Below are 17,825 nucleotides of genomic sequence, written 5' to 3' on the forward strand. Positions count from 1 at the left end.
CAAGCATGCTCCGAGGCCAGCGCCCTACTCGGGCGGGCGACCGGCAGCCCGCGGGGCTCCCGTAGACTCCCGCCGTGGCTGACCAGAACGAGATGACCCCTCCTGTCCGGCGCGCCGTCGTCCTCGCGCGCGGCCTCGGGACCCGCATGCGACGGGCCGACGAGAGCGCCGCGCTCGACCCGGAGCAGGCCGCGGTGGCCGCGAGCGGGGTCAAGGCCCTGATCGACGTCGGCCGCCCCTTCCTCGACTACATCGTCTCCGCGCTCGCCGACGTCGGCGTCACCGAGATCTGCCTGGTCGTCGGCCCCGAGCACGAGGCGCTGCGCGAGTACGCGGCGGCCACCAGCGGCGGCCGGGTGCGCGTCACCACCGCGATCCAGCAGGAGCCCCGCGGCACCGCGGACGCGGTCGCCGCCGCCCGCGACTTCGCCGGCGAGCAGCGGGTGGTGGTCCTGAACTCCGACAACTACTACCCGCCCGAGGCCCTCGCGGCGCTGGTCGCCGCCCCCGGCAGCGCGCTGGTCGGCTTCGAGCGGACCGCCCTGGTCGAGCGCTCGAACATCCCCGCCGAGCGCGTCCGCGCCTTCGCGCTGATCGCGGTCGACGAGCACGGCCACCTGCGGGACATCGTCGAGAAGCCCGACGCGGCGACGCTCGCGGCCTACGGCGAGGACGCCCCCGTCTCCATGAACGCCTGGCTGCTGACCCCCACGATCTTCGACGCCTGCGAGCGCATCGCGCCGTCGGTGCGCGGGGAGCTGGAGATCATCGACGCCGTGCGCCTGCTGGTGGCCGAGGGGGAGCCGGTCACCGTGGTCCCGGCCGCCGCCGGGGTGCTGGACATGTCCGCGCGCGGGGACGTCGCCGCCGTCCAGCAGGCGCTCTCCGGGATCGAGGTGCGCCTGTGATCGACCCGCTGACCGCCCTCACCCGCGAGGCCCGGGCGGCCCGCGCCGCCGCCCGCTGGTTCGTGCCCGGCCGCATCGAGGTGCTCGGCAAGCACACCGACTACGCCGGCGGCCGCTCGCTGCTGGCCGCCGTCGACACCGGCCACACCATCACCGCCGCCGCCCGGACGGACCGCGTGCTGCGGGTGCGCTCCGAGGTCGCCGACGGGACCGTCGAGATCGACCTCGACCGTGCCGGCACCCACGAGGAGCGGGCAGGGCACTGGGGCGGCTACGTGCGCACCGTCGCCCAGCGGTTGGACGCGAACTTCCCCGGCCGCCTGCGCGGCGCCGAGATCACCATCGCCTCCACCCTGCCGCTCGCGGCCGGCATGTCCAGCTCCTCGGCGCTGGTGGTCGGCCTCGCCCTGGCCCTGATCGACCTGGCGGGCATCGCCGCGGACCCGGCCTTCACGGACGAGATCACCACTCCCGAGCAGCTGGGGGAGTACTTCGGCACCATCGAGAACGGGCAGAGCTTCGGAGCCCTCACCGGGGACCGCGGGGTCGGCACCTTCGGTGGCAGCGAGGACCACACGGCCATGCTGTGCGGGGCGCCCGACGCCCTGGTCCAGTACTCCTTCTGCCCGGTGCGGCACGAGCGCACGGTGGCCCTCGGCCCGGAGCTGGCCCTGGTCATCGCCGTCAGCGGGGTCGAGGCCGCCAAGACCGGCGCCGCCCGCGACGCCTACAACCGCGTCTCCCTGGCCGTCACCGAGATCCTGCGCCGGTGGCGCGAGGACACCGGCCGCACCGACCCCACCCTCGCCGACGTCATCGCCTCCGGTCCCGCCGCGGTGGCGCGGCTGCGCGAGCTGATCGCCGAGGACGACTACCTCCCGGGCCGGCTCGAGCAGTTCCTGGCCGAGTCGGAGCGGCTCGTCCCCGCCGCCGCCGTGGCCCTCGAGGAGGGGGACCTCGAGGAGCTCGGACGCCTGGTCGACGAGTCCCAGGTCGGCGCCGAGCACGGACTGCGCAACCAGGTCCCCGAGACGATCACCCTGCAGCGCGAGGCCCGCGCCCTGGGAGCGCACGCCGCGAGCGCCTTCGGGGCCGGCTTCGGCGGGAGCGTGTGGGCGCTGGTGCCCACCGCCGACGCCGAGGACTTCGGCGCGCGCTGGCTGGAGGCCTACCGCGCCGCGCATCCCGAGCGCACCGGCGCGTCCGTGGCGATCACCCGGCCCGGGGGCGGGGCCCGCCGGCTGGGCTGAGCGGCGGAGGGGCGCGTGACAGACTGAGCGGGTGAGCACCCCGATGAACAACGCCCTGTCCTGGCCCGCCGGTGCCCCCGTGCTGCCCCTCGCCGCGGTGCGACCGGTCCTGGACCGGCTCGCCTCGCTGGCGACCCGGTTTGCGGCCGACGTCGAGCAGATCCCCGGCCTCGCGGTCACCGAGGAGGAGGTGAGCGCCGATCCGCCGCCCGCCCTCGAGCAGCTCGCCGACGAGCTCGGCGGCATCCGGCTGCGGGGCCTGACCGTGCTGACCCTGCAGGTCGAGGACCGCACCGACGTGGGCCCGTACACGCTGCTGGGGGAGCCGACCTCGTACTACCCGCTGTACGAGACCCCCGAGGCCGCGGTGGTGCTCACCCTCGACGCCGACGGTGTTCCCGGCGCGGTCTACGGCATCGGCGAGGACCTCGCCCTGCAGCTGGTCGCCCCCGGCCTGATCGCCTACCTCGACCGCTTCACCGATGCCCTCGAGGCGACGCTGATGGCGCTGGCCGAGCGCGGCCCCGCCGCGGACGACGCCGAGGAGGCCCGCACCGACGCCGCCGAACGGCTCATCGAGCGTCATCTCTTCGCGGCGGTCCTCGGCCTGGACGAGCCCGACGAGGAGGCCGCGGTGCCGGTGCAGGCAGCGGCCGAGGCTGATCTCGAGGGCCTGCCGGAGGGGACGATCGCGGTCGCGGACCTGCGCTCGGCCCCCGTCGGCGCCCGGGTGGACCTGATGGAGGTCGATGCCCCCGGGGACCCGCTCGAGCTGCGCGTGGCCTGGCGCGAGGGCGGCCGCGTCGTCGTCCTGCTGCAGGGATGACCGCGGACCGCCAGGACGCCCTGGTCCAGGACCTCGCCGGGGTGGTGCTGAGCTCGCTGGACCTCGCCGAGACCTGGGCCGCGGTGGCCGCCGTCTTCACCCCGCACGGCGAGGGCTGGGCCGGCCGCATGGTGATCACCGACCGCGACGGCACCGTCGGCCGTGACCAGTGCACCGTCGCCGCCGACACCCAGACCGCCCTGTTGCTGGATGCGCTCCGCACCGCCGCCGCGGAGGACCCCGACCGCCCCTGCTTCCGGATGGACGCCACCCGCAGCCCGCAGCAGCCCGAGCGGATCCGGCTGGAGACCGCGTTCGTCCGCGATCAGGGCCCCGGCGGCGCCTGAGCGGATGGGTAGTCCTCCCCATGGTCGCTCGCGCCGCAGCGCACTACCGTGAGCGGCGACATGAGGGCAGCTCGGGTGGGCCGGGCAGCGGGGAAGGGGCCGGCAGAGGATGAACGCTCTCTGGGGTGCGGACACCGACGCGCTGCGGACGCTCGGCGCGGTGTGCGCGCGGCGCTCCGAGCTGCTGGCGGACCTCGAGTCGAGACTGTCCGCGACCCTCGACGGCGTCTGCTGGATCGGGGAGGACGCCGAGCGCTTCCGGGCCGACTGGACCGGCCGGGTGCGCCCCGGGCTGCTGGATCGCAGCGTCGAGCTGCGCCACCACGCCCGCCGGCTCCAGCAGCACGCCGACGAGCAGGAGGCGGCCTCGAGCCCCGGCGGGCTGGGCGGCGGATGGTCGGACTCCGGGACCTCCCCGCAGGTCGTCGCCCGGCGGGCCCGCGAGACGATCGGTGATCCGCGCGGCACGGCCGAGGGGCGCGCCGCCTTCCCCGGGTCCTTCCTCGGCAGCCTCGGGGGCGGGATCAGCGCGCTGATCGGCGAGGGCACGGAGCCGGGCCCGGCGGGGGGATCCGGGGCCGGTGACGCCATCGCCCCGGGCGCCGGCAGCGCCGCACGGATCAGCGGGGACATCGGGCACGCCGGGGCGGACGGCGCCCCGCGCTGACCCCGCGCACCCGGCGCACTACCCTGGTCGGACGGCCTCCATCACGGTGAGGCCCAGCGACCAGGAGCAGTGACATGACCACGTCCACCCCGGACACCCCCAGCCCGGTCCTCATCCTCGTCCCCGGCGTCACCGGTGGCCCGGCCGACGGCGCCGCCCGCTTCCACCTGGCAGACCCCGCCATCCCGCAGCTCCTGGTGACCGACCTCGTCGCCACCCGCGGCGACGGCGTCTTCGAGACCATCGGCGTCTTCGACGGGACGCCCGTGAACGTCGGCCCCCACCTCGAGCGGCTCTCCCGCAGCGCCTCCCGGATCGAGCTGCCCGAGCCCGACCAGGCCACGCTCGCCGAGGCGGTGGACGCCGCCGTCGAGGCCCACCCCGCGGTGCCCGAGCTGACGGTGCGGGTCATGCTCACCCGCGGCATCGAGGGCACCGGCGTGCCCACCTGCTGGATCCACGCCCGCGTCTCCGACGACTGGAGCCCGTACCGCGCCGGCATGCGGGTGGTGGCGCTGGACCGCGGACTGTCCACGACCGTGGCCGAGACCAGCCCGTGGCTGCTGCCGGGGGCGAAGACCCTCAGCTACGCGGTGAACATGGCGGCCGTGCGGGAGGCCAAGCGCCGCGGCGCAGCCGACGTGCTCTTCGTCGCGAGCGACGGCTACGTGCTCGAGGGACCCACCTCCACCCTGCTGGTGCGGCGCGGCGAGCAGTTCCTCACCACCCCCGTCAGCGCCGGCGTGCTGCCCGGCACCAGCGTCAACACGCTGTTCGCCCGCCTCCAGCAGGACGGCAGCCCGGTGCACGAGCAGCTGATGACGGTGGCGGACGTGCAGGGCTCCGACGGCGCCTGGCTGCTGTCCTCGACCCGGCTCGCCGCGCCGATCACCCACCTCGACGACCACGAGCTGCCGGTGGACCCCGAGCTCACCGCCCGCTTCGAGCGGGTGCTGAAGGGCAAGGCCTGAGCGGAGCCTCCGCGATGGGGGAGACTTCCTGCCTTCCATCAGGTCGGGCGCCCTGAGCAGGGGAGACGCCCTCACGGCGGGGTCCGCGGGGTACGGTGCGCGGGCGGCGGCAGGACGCCGCTCCCGCCGAGAGGAGAGGCCCCCATGGTCCAGCCCCAGTACGGTCCCCGCCCCCGACGGCGCGGGTTCATCCCGTTCCCGATCATCGGACCCGGCTGCTGCGGATGCGGGGGAGTCTTCGTGACCGGGCTGGCGGTGCTCGGCGCCGTCGGTTCCCTGCTGTTCCTCGGTGAGCCCAGCGCCCCGGAGGCGGTCCCGGCGGGCCCGTCGACCTCCGTCGTCCAGGAGCTGCCGGGCCAGGACTGAGCCCGGGCGGGGATTGCGCCGTTCCGTTCCAGATGCGGCCCGTCCCTGGAACGGGATGAAGCAATCGCCGACGCCGACGCCGACGCCGACGCCGACACCGACGCCGGCCCGCACGCCGACGCCGAACCTACGCCGGGGTCGCCCCGGGGCCCTCAGGCGCGGTCGAGCACCTCGCGGGCCAGGTCGATGTCGAACACCGCGGTGTCGATCACCCCGCTGCGCAGCACCCCGAGCACGCCGGGAGCCTTCTCCGCCCCCGCCGCGACGCCCAGCACCTCCGGGATCCGCAGCAGTTCCGAGAAGGTCACGGCGAGCACCCGCTGATCCGTCGGCGCCCCCAGCGGCACCCCGTCGGCATCGACGAAGCGGCCGCAGACGTCGCCCACCGGCTGCTGCGCCTCGAAGGCCGCGCGCTCGGCCTCGCTGAGCCCCATCAGGCTCAGGATGTGCGGGGAGGAGTGCATGCCCATCGAGCCGATGCCGACGATGGCCAGCTCCACCTGCGCGGCCGCCGTGAGCACCTTCCCGATGCTCGACTCCGAGCGCAGCGTGGCCACGGTCGTCGCCGACTCCAGCACCGCCGGGGCGTAGAGCGTCTGCGGGCGCGCCCCCAGCCGCGAGGCCAGCACCCGCAGCACCGACTCCCCGGAGTCGAACTGGTCCAGCGAGCTGTGCCCACCCACCAGGGGCAGCACCTGGGGCGTCGGCCGCGGACGCAGGGCGTCGAGCTCGGCGACCACGTTCTGCACCGTCTGCCCCCAGGAGACGCCGATGCTGCGCACCGTCGCGGCCCGCGCGGTGATCACCGCCGCGCCCTCGCGCGCCACCGTGTCCATCGCCGAGGCGCGCGGTGCGGAGACCACATGCGCCTCGCGCAGCGAGAACGCCGCCCGCAGCGCCGCCTCCAGGGCCGGCTCGCGCTGCGGAGGGGCCTCGGGGTCGTGGATCGCGATCTCGACGATCCCGCGCTCCCGCGCCTGGGTGAGGATCCGCGAGACGTTCGAGCGGGAGAGCCCGAGGTCGTGGGCGACCTCCGTCTGCGAGCGCCCCTGCTCGTAGTACAGCCGGGCGGCCCGCACGATGACGGCGGTGTCGCGAGGGGCGGGCATCCGCACTCCTGTTCTGCCGGCTGCTCCCCGCGGCGGAGGGGTCCGCGCACGGACGCGCCAGGACCGGATGCGCCCAGCGTACGCAGTGGCGGCGCCGACGGGTGACAGAATCGGAGCGCTGCTACCAGGGAGGCACCATGCACTCAGATCCTCGACCGTCCGCCGCCGACGGCGCCGCCGCACCGCTCGCGCTGAACGTGGTCATCGCCCGCCTGGACGTGCACGACGCCGAGGACGTGCTGCGCTCGCTGGCCGGTCGGCTGCTCGACGCGGGCGCCGTCACCCTCGACTTCCCCGAGGCCCTGCGCGCCCGGGAGCGGCAGTACCCCACCGGTCTGCCCACCCCGATCCCCACCGCGATCCCGCATGCCGATCCCCGGCACGTGGTGACCCCGGGGATCGCCCTGGCCACCCTCGCCCGCCCGGTGCGCTTCGGGGAGATGGGCGCCGGCGAGCGGACGCTCGAGGTGCAGCTGGTGGCGATGCCGCTGCTGGCCGACGCCGCCGAGCACCTCGCCGCGCTGCAGCGGCTGATGGGGCTGCTGCGCGACGGGTCCGCGGTCGCGGACCTGCTCGCCGCCACCGACGACGAGCAGCTGCGCGAGCGCGCCGCGGTCCATCTGGCCGCCGCCCTGCCGAGCGCCGAGGGCAGCGGGGAGGCGGGCGCATGAGGACTCCGCGCGTGGGCGTCAAGGCGCTGATCATCCGCGAGCAGCAGGTGCTCATGAATCGCTACCTCGACCCGGACGGCCGCGAGGTGTTCGCGCTGCCGGGCGGCGGTCAGGAGCACGGCGAGGACCAGCCCGCCGCCCTGGTCCGCGAGTGCCGCGAGGAGATCGGCGCGCTGGTCGAGGTCCACCAGGTGGCCTGCCTGTTCGAGGTCATGAGCGAGCAGAGGATGGTCGACCGCACCCCGATCCCGCCCTTCCACCAGGTCAACGTCGCGTACTGGTGCGGTCTCGCCGAAGGGGAGGAGCCCGGTGAGGGCACCGCTCCGGATGTCCGCCAGTCCGGCACCACCTGGCTGCCGCTGGATCGGCTCGGCGAGCACCTGGTGCATCCTCCCGAGCTCGCCCGCTGGCTCGAGTCCGACCCCAGCGACCGTCCCCTGTCCCTGGGCGTCTGCACCGGCTGATCGGCCCGCCGCCTGCTGCCCGAGCGGGGCGCGGCGGCGCTGACCTGCGGACACGAGGCACCCGTCCCCATCATGCGACGTAGCATGCACAGCGTTCCACGCAGCACGCCGTCGTGTCGAGGAAGAGGGTCAGCCATGCAGCTCCGCAGCGATCAGTGGTACGCGGGAGAGGACCGCAACGCCTACATCCACCGTGCCTGGATGCGTCGCGGGGTGCCCGACGACGCCTTCCGCGGTCGCCCGCAGATCGCGATCGCCAACACCGCCAGCGACCTCACCCCCTGCAATGCGCACCTCACCGGCCTCGCCCAGTTCGTGAAGAACGGGATCCTCGAAGCCGGCGGCGTCCCCCTCGAGCTGCCGGTGGTCTCCCTCGGCGAGACCAATGTGCGACCCACCGCCATGCTCTGGCGGAACCTGGCGGCGATGAGCACCGAGGAGATGCTGCGCGCCAACCCCGTCGACGGCGTGGTGCTGCTGGGCGGCTGCGACAAGACCATCCCCTCCCTGCTGATGGCCGCCGCCAGCGTGGACATCCCCGCCGTGGTGGTCCCGGGCGGGCCGATGCTCAACGGCACCTTCCGCGGGGCGCCGCTGGGCTGCGGGACCGGGGTGTGGAAGCTCAGCGAGGAGGTGCGGGCCGGGACGCTCTCCCAGGCGGACTTCAACCGCTCCGAATCGGCGATGATCCGCAGCGCGGGCCACTGCAACACCATGGGCACGGCCTCCACCATGGCCCTGGTCGCCGAGGCGCTGGGCACCATCGTGCCCGGGATCGCCGGCACCCCTGCCGTCGACTCCCGCCTCCACGAGGCCGCCCAGCTCACCGGCCGGCTCGCCGTCGAGCTGGTCGGGGAGGGCCGCACCCCCTCGAGCTTCCTCACCAAGGGCTCGTTCCACAACGCGATCGTCGCGCTGGCCGCGATCGGCGGCTCGACCAACGCCGTCGTCCACCTGCTCGCGATCGCCGGCCGGCTCGGCATCGACCTGAGCGTCGAGGACTTCGACCGCATCGGCTCCCACGTGCCGCTGCTGGTGGACCTCCAGCCCGCCGGCCGCCACCTCATGGAGGACCTGTTCCGCGCCGGCGGCCTGCTCGCCGTGCTGGCCGAGGTGAAGGACCTGCTGGATCCGGAGGCGCTGACCATCACCGGGCGGCCCCTGGTCGAGCACCTCGAGCGCGCCGAGATCTTCGACCGCGAGGTCATCGCCCGGCGCGACTCCCCGGTGCAGGCGAACGCCGGCATCGCCCTGCTGCGCGGCAACCTCGCCCCCGACGGCGCCATCATCAAGCCGGCCGCCGCCTCCCCGCAGCTGCTCCAGCACCGCGGGCGCGCCCTGGTGTTCGAGAGCATCGAGGACTTCCGCGCGCGGATCGACGACCCCGAGCTGGAGGTCGACGCCGACACCGTGCTGATCCTGCGCGGCTGCGGTCCGAAGGGGTATCCCGGCATGCCCGAGGTCGCCAACATGCCGCTGCCGACCCGGCTGCTCGAGCAGGGGGTGCGCGACATGGTGCGCATCTGCGACGGCCGCATGTCCGGCACCGCCTACGGCACCGTGATCCTCCACGTCGCCCCGGAGGCCGCCGCCGGGGGACCGCTGGCCCGGGTGCGCACGGGCGACTGGATCGTGCTCGACGTCGCGGGGCGCCGTCTGGACGTCGAGCTCAGCGACCAGGAGCTCGCCGCCCGTGCCCCGTCGGCCGCCATGACCGAGGCCCCCGCGAAGCCCGCCCGCGGCTGGGAGCGGCTGTACGTCGACCACGTCCAGCAGGCCGACACCGGCGCCGATCTCGACTTCCTGGTCGGGGCCAGCGGCTCCGAGGTGGCGCGCGAGTCCCACTGAGCGCCCGGGGCCTCCGAGCGCCCGAGGCCTCCGCGGCCGGCGCTGACTCCGAGCCGGGCGGAAAACGCTAGCCTGGTGGCTGTCTGCCCGTTCGCGGCAACCGCCGCCCCGATCCGAAGGAGCATCATGCCCGTCTCCCCCTCCCTCACCTTCTCCGACGGCCGTTCGATCCCGCAGCTCGGGTACGGCGTCTGGCAGGTCGGCAACGCCGAGGCCGCCGACGTCGTGGTCACGGCGATCGAGGCCGGCTACCGCCACGTCGACACCGCCCGCGGGTACAACAACGAGGCCGGCGTGGGCGAGGCGCTGCAGCGGGCCGGGCTCCCCCGCGACGAGGTCTTCGTGACCTCGAAGGTCCCCAACCAGGACCAGGGCCGCGACCGGACCCTCGCCTCCTTCGACGCCACCATGGCGGACCTCGGTCTCGACGAGCTCGACCTCTACCTGATCCACTGGCCCGCCCCGCCCAAGGGCCTCGCCGTGGACACCTGGAAGACCCTCATCGAGCTCCAGGAGCAGGGTCGCATCCGCTCCATCGGCGTCTCGAACTTCCGCATCGAGGACCTCGAGCAGCTCGAGGCCGAGACCGGCGTGCTGCCGGTGCTCAACCAGATCGAGCTGCACCCCTACTTCAACCAGCCCGAGCTGCGCGAGTACCACGCCTCCAAGGGCATCGTCACCGAGTCCTGGTCCCCGCTGGGCCAGGGCGGCGGCGAGCTCGAGGACCCGGTCATCACCGCGATCGCAGAGGCCCACGACGTCACCACCGCCCAGGTGACCATCGCCTGGAACCTCGCGCTGGGCAACGTGGTGATCCCGAAGTCCGTCACCCCCGAGCGGATCGCCGCGAACTTCGCCTCGCTCGAGGTCGAGCTCTCCGCGGACGAGGTCGAGCAGATCACCGCGCTGCACAAGGGCGAGGCCGGCCGCCGCGGCGGCAACCCGGCGGAGATGGCCTCGCACCAGGGCGCCTGAGCCCACTCGCGCTCGTCACCTCGGGCCCCGGACCACTCGCTGCGGCGGGAGGGCCGGGGCCCGACGGCTGTCGGCCGACGGCTGCGCCGCCCGCCTCCGCGGACGCCGGCGGCTGACTTTGCGGGCTGAGGACCCATGGCTGCGGGCGCATGGGTCCTCAGGGCGCAAAGTCGGGCTGCCGTGGCCATCGCGGCCGGCCCGGGGAGCCGTGACACAACCCGGTCGGTGGCGGACAGGTGAGTGATGTGAGCACACCCCAGGACGAACAGCGCTTCACCGCCCTGTTCGGTGACGCGTACGCGGACCTCCTCCGCTTCGTCCGCCGTCGGCACGGTGAGGACGGTGCCGAGGATGTCGTCGCGGACGCCTTCCTCACGGCGTGGCGCCGCTTCGACGACCTCCCCGCTGCGCCCGACGACGCCCGGGCCTGGTTGTTCGGGATCGCCCGCGGCACCATGGCGAACTCGCGGCGCGGTGCGCTCCGCAGGGCGGCACTCGGAGTGCGCCTGGTCGAGGTCGGGCCGACAGCCGCGGAGTCCCACGATGGCCTGTCGGCGCTGAGCATCGACCTCGTGCGAGCGTGGGAGGTGCTGTCGGCGCGCGACCAGGAGGTGCTCGCGCTCGCCGTGCTCGACGGCCTCACGTCCGCCGCCGCCGCGAACGTGCTGGGCACGACGCCGGTCGCCTATCGGCTGCGGCTGTCCCGAGCCCGGCGGCGCCTGCGGCGGCTCCTCGAGGAGGCCTCGCCGCCAACCTCGCCGCCCACAGGCGCTCGCGTTCATGGACCGACGGCCGATGCCGCTTGGGAGGCGACCTCATGAGGACCCACGATCTCGACGACGCACTGCGCGCGCTCGACCCCGCCCCTCCGATCGCAGGCGCCCGAAGGGACCGAGCCGACGCCGATCTGCGACGGATCCTCGCCACATCGCGCTCCCGGCCGGTCGCGCCTCCACCACGCGTCCGGCCCAGGCCCCTGCGCACCGGACTCGTGGCTGTCGCGGCCGCTGCCGCTCTGGTCGTCGCGGGCGGTGTGGCCCTCGACGTCATGAGGCCGACGACGGCCTCGGCGACGTGGACCGCCGTCGGGGAGCCGGTCGGCGCGGACGCTCTTGGGGTGCAGCAGTGCGCGCGCTGGTGGCAGGTCCAGTCCCCGCAGCTCCGGCCGGTGCTGCAGGAGCGACGGGGAGACACCACCCTGGTTCTCGCGAGCGACGGTGCGGGCGGAGAGCTGCTGTGCACAGCGACCCTCGTCCCGGGGCAGGAGCCCATCGGTGGCATGACCTCGGTGGAGGACACCACCGCGGCTCTCCCGACGCCGGACAGCGCAGCGGTGGTCATGGTCGAGACGACCTTCTCCGACGCCGCGGTGCAGAACGGGTGGCAGGCGCACGGGCGTACCGCCGTCACGGGGCACGTGGGGCCGGAGGTGACAGGTCTGGTGCTGGCGACGCGTGCCGGGCCGGTTCAGGCGAGCCTCGCCGAGGGACGCTTCGCCGCGTGGTGGCCGATCGAGGACGACTCCGACCCCCATCCGGCGGTGGTCGCGACCCTGAGCCTCGCCGACGGGACCACGCGCCAGGCCACGCTGCGCGAGGCCGGCTGAGCGCCGCAGGCAGCGCCCGGCGCGGACCTGCGGCGCCCGCCTCCGCGGACGTCGGCGCCGGACTTTGCGGGCTGAGGACCCATGGTGGCGGGCGCATGGGTCCTCAGGGCGCAAAGTCGGGCCGGCGCGGCCGCCGCAGTCGCCACGGCCGGCCCCGCCGCGGCTGCCGACTCGCGAGGCGTGGTCAGGCGGCCGCGTGGGCCTCGGCGAGGGCGTCGACGGCGCGGATCAGGCCCAGGTGGCTGAAGGCCTGGGGGAAGTTCCCGGCCATCCGACCGGCCGTGCCGTCGTACTCCTCGGCCATCAGGTGCAGGTCGTTGGCGCAGCTGAGCAGGTACTCCATGAGGGTCTCGGCGTCCTGGAGGCGGCCGCTGGCGGCGTACTGCTCGACCAGCCAGAAGCAGCACACCAGGAAGGGATGCTCGTCGCCGGGCAGGCCGTCCCGGCCCTGCGTGCGGTAGCGCAGGATCAGCCCGTCGGGCGTCTGCAGGTCCTGCTCGATCCGGGCGACGGTGGCCAGCATGCGCGGGTCGTCGGGCGGCAGGAAGCCGGTGTGGGGGATCTGCAGCAGCGAGGCGTCGACCTCGGTGCCGTCGTAGGTCTGGCGGAAGGCGCCGTCCTCGCCGACGCCGTCGCGCAGCACCTCCTCGCGCACCTGCTCGCGCAGCCGGTGCCACACCTCGAGCTCCTCGGGGGAGGCCGGCAGCCCGTGCTCCTCGACCGCGCTGATCGACCGGTCGAAGGTCGCCCAGACCATCACCCTCCCGTGGGTGAAGAAGGCCGGTTCGCCGCGCATCTCCCAGATGCCGTGGTCGGGCTCGTCGACGTGGTCGACCGTGTACTGGACCAGGGCCTTCTGCAGCGGCCAGGACCACTCGGACTCCTCGATGCCCTGATCGCGCATCATCGCCAGCGCGATCATCACCTCGCCCACCACGTCGGCCTGGTACTGGGCGGCGGCGCCGTTGCCGATCCGCACCGGGAGGGAGCCCTCGTAGCCGGTCAGGTGCTCGAGCTCCTGCTCGGGCAGGTTTCGGTCGCCGGTGATCGTGTACATGATCTGCAGGTGCTCGGGGTCGCCGGCGATCGCCCGCAGCAGCCAGTTCCGCCAGGAGAGCGCGGCCTCGACATGCCCGTGGGTGAGCAGCGCCTCGAGCGAGAGCGCCGCGTCCCGCAGCCAGCAGAAGCGGTAGTCCCAGTTCCGCACCCCGCCGAAGTCCTCGGGCAGGCTGGTGGTGGCCGCCGCGATGATCCCGCCGGTGCGGCGATGGGTGAGCGCCCGCAGCACCAGCAGCGAGCGCGCGAGCGGCTCGGCATGCTCGTGCTCGACCCGCACCTGCCCCAGCCAGTCGCGCCACTGGGCGGCGGTGCGCTCGAGCTGCTCGGCCGGATCGTCCGCAGGCGGCACCTCGACCCACGAGGGGAACCAGGTCAGCGTCCAGGACGCGCTCTCCCCCTCGCCGAGGCGATGGCTGCCGCGGTGGACCCGCTCCCCGGGCACCGCCGCGAGCGACGGGCCGTGCAGCGCGAGACCGTCACCGCCGGCGATCGCGAGCAGCACCTCGGCGCCGGCACGGTCCTCGTCGCGCCGCACCCACGGGGTCACGCTCCCGAACTCGAAGCGGATCCGCAGCTCCTGGACCACCTCGACCTCACCGTCGGTGCAGGCCACCGTGCGCACGAGGTCCGCGTGGTCGTTGATGTCGCCGCTGAGCGAGTGGGCGGTGGTCTCGTCCTCGAGGATCGGCAGGAACTCGGTGACCGTCGCGGTGCCGGTGGGGGAGCGCCACAGCGTCTCCAGCACCATCGTCCCGGGCAGGTAGCGCCGGGAGACGACCTCACCGTCCGCGATCCGCAGCGACCAGTGCCCGTTCTCCTCGTCCCCGAGCAGCGAGCAGAACACCGCGTCGGAGTCGAAGCGGGGCAGGCAGAGCCAGTCGATGTTCCCGTCCCGGGTGACGAGGGCCGTGGTGCGCTGGTCGGAGAGCAGCGCGTGGTCTTCGATCAGAGGGCTGTCCATGGACCCAGTCCACCATGTCGGGCGGTCCGGTGGGCCCGCGGGCGGTGACCGACCGGGAGGGGCCGACGGGGACGAGCGCGACGATGATCTCGTGACCGGTGACCGTGGGGGCGGTCAGGCTCCGTCGCCGGCTGTCGTCGACTGCCCGGTGACGAACTCGCTCAGGTGCTGCGACAGGGCCAGACGGCTGGGCTCGTGGCAGTACATCATGTGCCCCGCCTCGTAGTACTCCACCCGGATCCGGTCGGTGTAGTCCTCGCGCGGGATCGCGAGCTGGGCCAGCACGAACTCGCTGGCGTGGAAGGGGGTGGCGGCGTCGTGGTAGCCGTGGGAGACCAGCAGCCGGGTGTGCGGGGACTTCCGCAGCAGCCGTGCGAGGTCCGAGGCGACCTCCACCGAGCGGTTCTCGAAGTCCTTGTAGCTCCACGGGCGCACGCGGCCGGACATGATCTCGTAGACCACGTCGGTGCTGAACTCGAGCTCGCCGCGCAGGTACTGGTTGATGGTGGCGGTGTAGGAGGGGGCGAGCTGGTCGATCGACGGATCGGTCTCCATCCTCCCGGCGTTGCCGTCACCGGCGGGCGCGGTGAAGCGGCCGTCGATGCGGCCGACGACCAGCCCCTGTGCGCGCAGCAGCTCGGCGAGGAAGGCCATGTGCTCGACGCGCAGGTCGGCCCGCTCCACCCAGTCGGGATCCACCCCGATCAGCGCACCGATCCGGGCGGCGGCCTCGGCCTTCTGCGCGGGGGCCAGCCGCAGCCCGGCTGCGAGCAGCGCCGGGTAGTCCTGCTCGGCGAAGGCCTCGGCCTCGTCGACCACGTCCTGCAGCAGCCGGCCCTCGTGCCTGCCGTGCGCATGGGCGATGGCGGCGTAGGTGGGCAGGTAGTGGAGGTAGGGGCGGTCATTGCCGGCGGTGAAGCTGATGGTGCCGAAGTCCAGGACCGGGGAGATCAGCGCGATCCCCGCCACCGCCAGGTAGTAGCGGTCCATGAGCTGCGCGGCCACGGCTGCGGCGCGGGTGGTGCCGTAGGACTCGCCGGCCAGGAAGATCGGCGAGGTCCAGCGCTGGTTCCGGGTCAGCCAGTCGATGACGAAGGAGGCGATGAGGTCGCGATCGGCGGCCAGGCCGTGGTGGCGGTCCGGCTTCTGCCCCGGCACCGGACGGGAGTAGCCGGTGGTCATCGCATCGACCACCACCAGGTCCGCGTCCCGCAGGATCGTCTCGTGGTTGTCCAGCAGCCGGTGCGGCGGCGCGGCGGGAGCGCCGGCGTCCCCGGATTCGACCCGGCGCGGTCCCAGCAGCCCCAGGTGCAGCCAGACCGTCGAGGCGCCCGGCCCGCCGTTGAAGGCGAACAGCACCGGGCGCTGCGCGGAGGAGGAGGTGGCGACGTAGGAGACGGAGAACAGCTCCGCGTAGGCGGCGCCGCGGCCGTACGCCTCGCCGTCGGGCTCCTCCTTCAGCACCACGGTGCCCGCGGTCGCCGTGTAGTGGAGGGGCCCCTCCGGCAGCGCGAGCGAATGCAGGGTGGTGACCAGGTGGTCCTCGGGGAGGGCGGCCGACGGACCGGCGCCCGCGGGGCCGGCGCCGCCGCCCGTCTCGGCGGCGGCGGGGACGGGGTGCTCGGCGGTCACGCAGGCTCCTTCGGGTCGGTGGCGTCGGCTGTGATGCTACGCCGCGGGCCGTGCGGTCAGTCCAGCGGGGCGATGTCCCGGGGGACCTCGGCGCCGTCCTCGTTGTCCCGGACCACCAGGCGGATCGGGTCGAGCTTCGACCAGAGGGCGAAGGCGACGGCCACGACGACCAGGGCCAGCCCGGCCCACAGGTTGGCGTTGAGCCCGTCGGTCTTCGCCGCCTCCGCCTCGCCGAAGGCGAACAGGCCCATCGCGACCAGGATCAGGCCGAACAGGCCCAGCAGGGCGCCGATGAAGTTGCGGATGTCGAAGGCGCCGGCGGTCTCGACGGCCGCGCCCTCGGGGACGTCGGCCGGGGAGTCGACGGCCTCGGGGGCCGGGGTGTCCTCGTTCTCGCCGGGGGAGGGGGTGCGGTGTGCGTTCATGGGGGATCTCCTCCGTCCGCGCTCAGGCGAAGACGATGTTCAGGATGACGACGAGGACGAGGCCGATGCCGGCCATGGGGACCGGGCGGCGCCAGAACGGCAGGCCCTTCTCCTCGGGATCGACGAGGTCGGCCTTCGGGGTCTCGGAGTAGACGAGGCCCTTGAGCTCATGGGCGGGCTTCGGGGCGGTGAAGGACGTGACGACGACGGAGACCAGGATGTCGACCACGAACGCGGTCGCGGCCGCGACGAAGGCGAGGCCCTGGCCGGGCAGCGTGAACAGGTCGAAGAAGGTCGAGGCGTTCCACAGCGCCACCGCGGACAGCGTGCCCGCGACCAGGCCCGCCCAGCCGGCGGTCGGCGTCATGCGCTTCCAGAACATGCCCAGGATGAACGTCGCGAACAGCGGGGCGTTGAAGAACCCGAACAGCGTCTGGAGGTAGTCCATCAGGTTCGAGAACTGGGCGGCGATCAGCGCGGTGAAGATCGCGATCACGCAGGCGGCGGCGGTCGCGATGCGACCCACCGTGAGGTAGTGGGCGTCGGGCGCGTCCTTCTTCACGTACTGCTGGTAGAGGTCGTAGCTGACCACGGTGTTGAAGGCCGAGATGTTCGCGGCCATGCCGGCCATGAACGCGGCCAGCAGTCCGGCGATCGCGACGCCGAGCAGGCCGTTGGGCAGCACGTCGCGCATGAGCAGCAGCAGGGCGTCGTTGTAGGTGACGCCCATGGCGGCGGCGCCGGCGGCGTCGCCCGCGTGGTCGAGCTGCTTGAACTCGGTGAGCTCACCGACCAGCACCGCGGCGATCATGCCGGGGATGATCACGATGAACGGGATGAACATCTTCGGGAACGCGCCGATGATCGGGGTCATCCGGGCGGCGGTGATGGACTTGCTGGCCATCGCCCGCTGGACCTCCACGAAGTTCGTGGTCCAGTAGCCGAAGGAGAGCACGAAGCCGAGGCCGAACACGATGCCGACGACCGAGAGCACCGGGCTCTCGAAGCCGGACAGGGCCTGGCCGGGCCAGGTGTGCAGCTGCTCCTCGCCGAGCATGCCGTCACCCGCGATGCGCTCCTTCATACCGTTCCAGCCGCCCACGCGGTGCAGGCCGATCAGGGTCAGCGGCAGCAGCGCCGCGACGATCACGAAGAACTGCAGCACCTCGTTGTAGATCGCGGCGGAGAGGCCGCCGACGGTGATGTAGAAGAGCACGAAGGCCGCGGCCAGCACCAGGCCCACCCACATCGGCCAGCCCAGCAGGCGGTTGACGATGGTGGCCAGCAGCGAGAGGTTCACGCCCGCGATCAGCAGCTGCGCCACGGCGAAGCTGATCGAGTTCACCAGGTGCGCGCCGGTGCCGAAGCGCATCCGCATGAACTCGGGGACCGAGCGCACCTTGGAGCCGTAGTAGAACGGCATCATCACGACGCCGAGGAACAGCATGGCGGGGATCGCGCCGACCCAGAAGTAATGCATGGTCGGCATGCCGTACTGGGCGCCGGTGGCGGACATGCCCATGATCTCGACGGCGCCGAGGTTCGCGGAGATGAAGGCGAGCCCGGTGACCCAGGCGGGCAGGGAGCGGCCGGAGAGGAAGAACTCGATCGAGTTCGAGACGCCGCGCTTGGCGTACCAGCCGACGCCGAGGACGAACACGAAGTACAGCGCGATGATCGCGTAGTCGATCCACTGGGCATCCAGGCGTATGTCGACCATGGGGATGATCCTTGAGGGTG

18 protein-coding genes are annotated in these 17,825 nt (G+C 73.6%); 13 read left to right on the forward strand and 5 right to left on the reverse strand.

Going from position 1 to position 17,825, the window contains the following annotated elements:
* The first annotated feature begins 74 nt into the window (after window positions 1–74).
* From ACOJUI_RS01755 to ACOJUI_RS01785, 7 genes are all read left to right on the forward strand, one after another.
* Window positions 75–908 carry a nucleotidyltransferase family protein gene (locus tag ACOJUI_RS01755; RefSeq protein WP_422116395.1) on the forward strand — a complete coding sequence of 278 codons (834 nt, stop codon included), beginning with the start codon at window positions 75–77 and terminating at the stop codon, window positions 906–908.
* Complete coding sequence (locus ACOJUI_RS01760; protein ID WP_422116396.1) at window positions 905–2,158, forward strand: galactokinase; 1,254 nt, start codon at window positions 905–907, stop codon at window positions 2,156–2,158. The genes ACOJUI_RS01755 and ACOJUI_RS01760 overlap by 4 nt, the downstream gene beginning before the upstream one ends.
* A 31-nt stretch (window positions 2,159–2,189) precedes the next feature.
* The gene (locus tag ACOJUI_RS01765) at window positions 2,190–2,984 is read left to right on the forward strand and encodes a hypothetical protein (protein ID WP_422116397.1); all 795 of its coding nucleotides are present in this window, start codon (window positions 2,190–2,192) and stop codon (window positions 2,982–2,984) included.
* Window positions 2,981–3,331 carry a hypothetical protein gene (locus ACOJUI_RS01770; RefSeq protein WP_422116398.1) on the forward strand — a complete coding sequence of 117 codons (351 nt, stop codon included), beginning with the start codon at window positions 2,981–2,983 and terminating at the stop codon, window positions 3,329–3,331. Before ACOJUI_RS01765 ends, ACOJUI_RS01770 begins: the two co-directional genes overlap by 4 nt.
* Before the next feature lie 109 nt (window positions 3,332–3,440).
* On the forward strand, window positions 3,441–3,998 hold the full coding sequence (locus tag ACOJUI_RS01775; protein WP_422116399.1) for a hypothetical protein: 558 nt from the start codon (window positions 3,441–3,443) through the stop codon (window positions 3,996–3,998).
* Window positions 3,999–4,072: 74 nt separating this feature from the next.
* Complete coding sequence (locus tag ACOJUI_RS01780) at window positions 4,073–4,969, forward strand: aminodeoxychorismate lyase (RefSeq protein ID WP_422116400.1); 897 nt, start codon at window positions 4,073–4,075, stop codon at window positions 4,967–4,969.
* Between the two features lie 144 nt (window positions 4,970–5,113).
* Window positions 5,114–5,335: a hypothetical protein gene (locus ACOJUI_RS01785; RefSeq protein ID WP_422116401.1), complete on the forward strand. Its 222-nt coding sequence runs from the start codon at window positions 5,114–5,116 to the stop codon at window positions 5,333–5,335.
* A gap of 152 nt (window positions 5,336–5,487) precedes the next feature.
* Here the strand turns inward: ACOJUI_RS01785 and ACOJUI_RS01790 are convergent, their stop codons facing one another.
* Window positions 5,488–6,444 carry a sugar-binding transcriptional regulator gene (locus ACOJUI_RS01790; protein ID WP_422116402.1) on the reverse strand — a complete coding sequence of 319 codons (957 nt, stop codon included), beginning with the start codon at window positions 6,442–6,444 and terminating at the stop codon, window positions 5,488–5,490.
* Between the two features lie 137 nt (window positions 6,445–6,581).
* Here ACOJUI_RS01790 and ACOJUI_RS01795 point away from each other — a divergent pair, with 137 nt between their 5' ends.
* From ACOJUI_RS01795 to ACOJUI_RS01820, 6 genes are all read left to right on the forward strand, one after another.
* On the forward strand, window positions 6,582–7,115 hold the full coding sequence (locus tag ACOJUI_RS01795) for a PTS sugar transporter subunit IIA (RefSeq protein WP_422116403.1): 534 nt from the start codon (window positions 6,582–6,584) through the stop codon (window positions 7,113–7,115).
* Window positions 7,112–7,579, forward strand: coding sequence for an NUDIX domain-containing protein (locus ACOJUI_RS01800; RefSeq protein WP_422116404.1), 468 nt, complete (start codon window positions 7,112–7,114; stop codon window positions 7,577–7,579). The genes ACOJUI_RS01795 and ACOJUI_RS01800 overlap by 4 nt, the downstream gene beginning before the upstream one ends.
* Window positions 7,580–7,714: 135 nt before the next feature.
* On the forward strand, window positions 7,715–9,427 hold the full coding sequence (locus ACOJUI_RS01805; protein ID WP_422116405.1) for an IlvD/Edd family dehydratase: 1,713 nt from the start codon (window positions 7,715–7,717) through the stop codon (window positions 9,425–9,427).
* A gap of 126 nt (window positions 9,428–9,553) precedes the next feature.
* Window positions 9,554–10,402: an aldo/keto reductase gene (locus tag ACOJUI_RS01810; RefSeq protein ID WP_422116406.1), complete on the forward strand. Its 849-nt coding sequence runs from the start codon at window positions 9,554–9,556 to the stop codon at window positions 10,400–10,402.
* 245 nt (window positions 10,403–10,647) lie between these two features.
* Window positions 10,648–11,223: an RNA polymerase sigma factor gene (locus tag ACOJUI_RS01815; protein ID WP_422116407.1), complete on the forward strand. Its 576-nt coding sequence runs from the start codon at window positions 10,648–10,650 to the stop codon at window positions 11,221–11,223.
* Window positions 11,224–11,450: 227 nt separating this feature from the next.
* Entirely contained in the window at window positions 11,451–12,008 is a 558-nt protein-coding gene (locus tag ACOJUI_RS01820; RefSeq protein WP_422116408.1) for a hypothetical protein, read from the forward strand.
* A gap of 184 nt (window positions 12,009–12,192) precedes the next feature.
* On the opposite strand, the gene ACOJUI_RS01825 is transcribed toward ACOJUI_RS01820, so the two are convergent.
* From ACOJUI_RS01825 to ACOJUI_RS01840, 4 genes are all read right to left on the reverse strand, one after another.
* Window positions 12,193–14,028: a glycoside hydrolase family 15 protein gene (locus ACOJUI_RS01825; RefSeq protein WP_422116409.1), complete on the reverse strand. Its 1,836-nt coding sequence runs from the start codon at window positions 14,026–14,028 to the stop codon at window positions 12,193–12,195.
* Window positions 14,029–14,142: 114 nt separating this feature from the next.
* Window positions 14,143–15,660 carry a S10 family peptidase gene (locus tag ACOJUI_RS01830; RefSeq protein WP_422116410.1) on the reverse strand — a complete coding sequence of 506 codons (1,518 nt, stop codon included), beginning with the start codon at window positions 15,658–15,660 and terminating at the stop codon, window positions 14,143–14,145.
* A 56-nt stretch (window positions 15,661–15,716) separates the two neighbouring features.
* Window positions 15,717–16,085: a hypothetical protein gene (locus ACOJUI_RS01835; protein ID WP_422116411.1), complete on the reverse strand. Its 369-nt coding sequence runs from the start codon at window positions 16,083–16,085 to the stop codon at window positions 15,717–15,719.
* 22 nt (window positions 16,086–16,107) lie between these two features.
* A complete protein-coding gene (locus ACOJUI_RS01840) occupies window positions 16,108–17,805 on the reverse strand; it encodes a sodium:solute symporter family protein (RefSeq protein WP_422116412.1) in 1,698 nt (565 codons plus the stop codon).
* Window positions 17,806–17,825 lie beyond the last annotated feature (20 nt).

The sequence above is a fragment of the Brachybacterium sp. UNK5269 genome, assembly GCF_049266655.1.
Lineage (GTDB): Bacteria > Actinomycetota > Actinomycetes > Actinomycetales > Dermabacteraceae > Brachybacterium.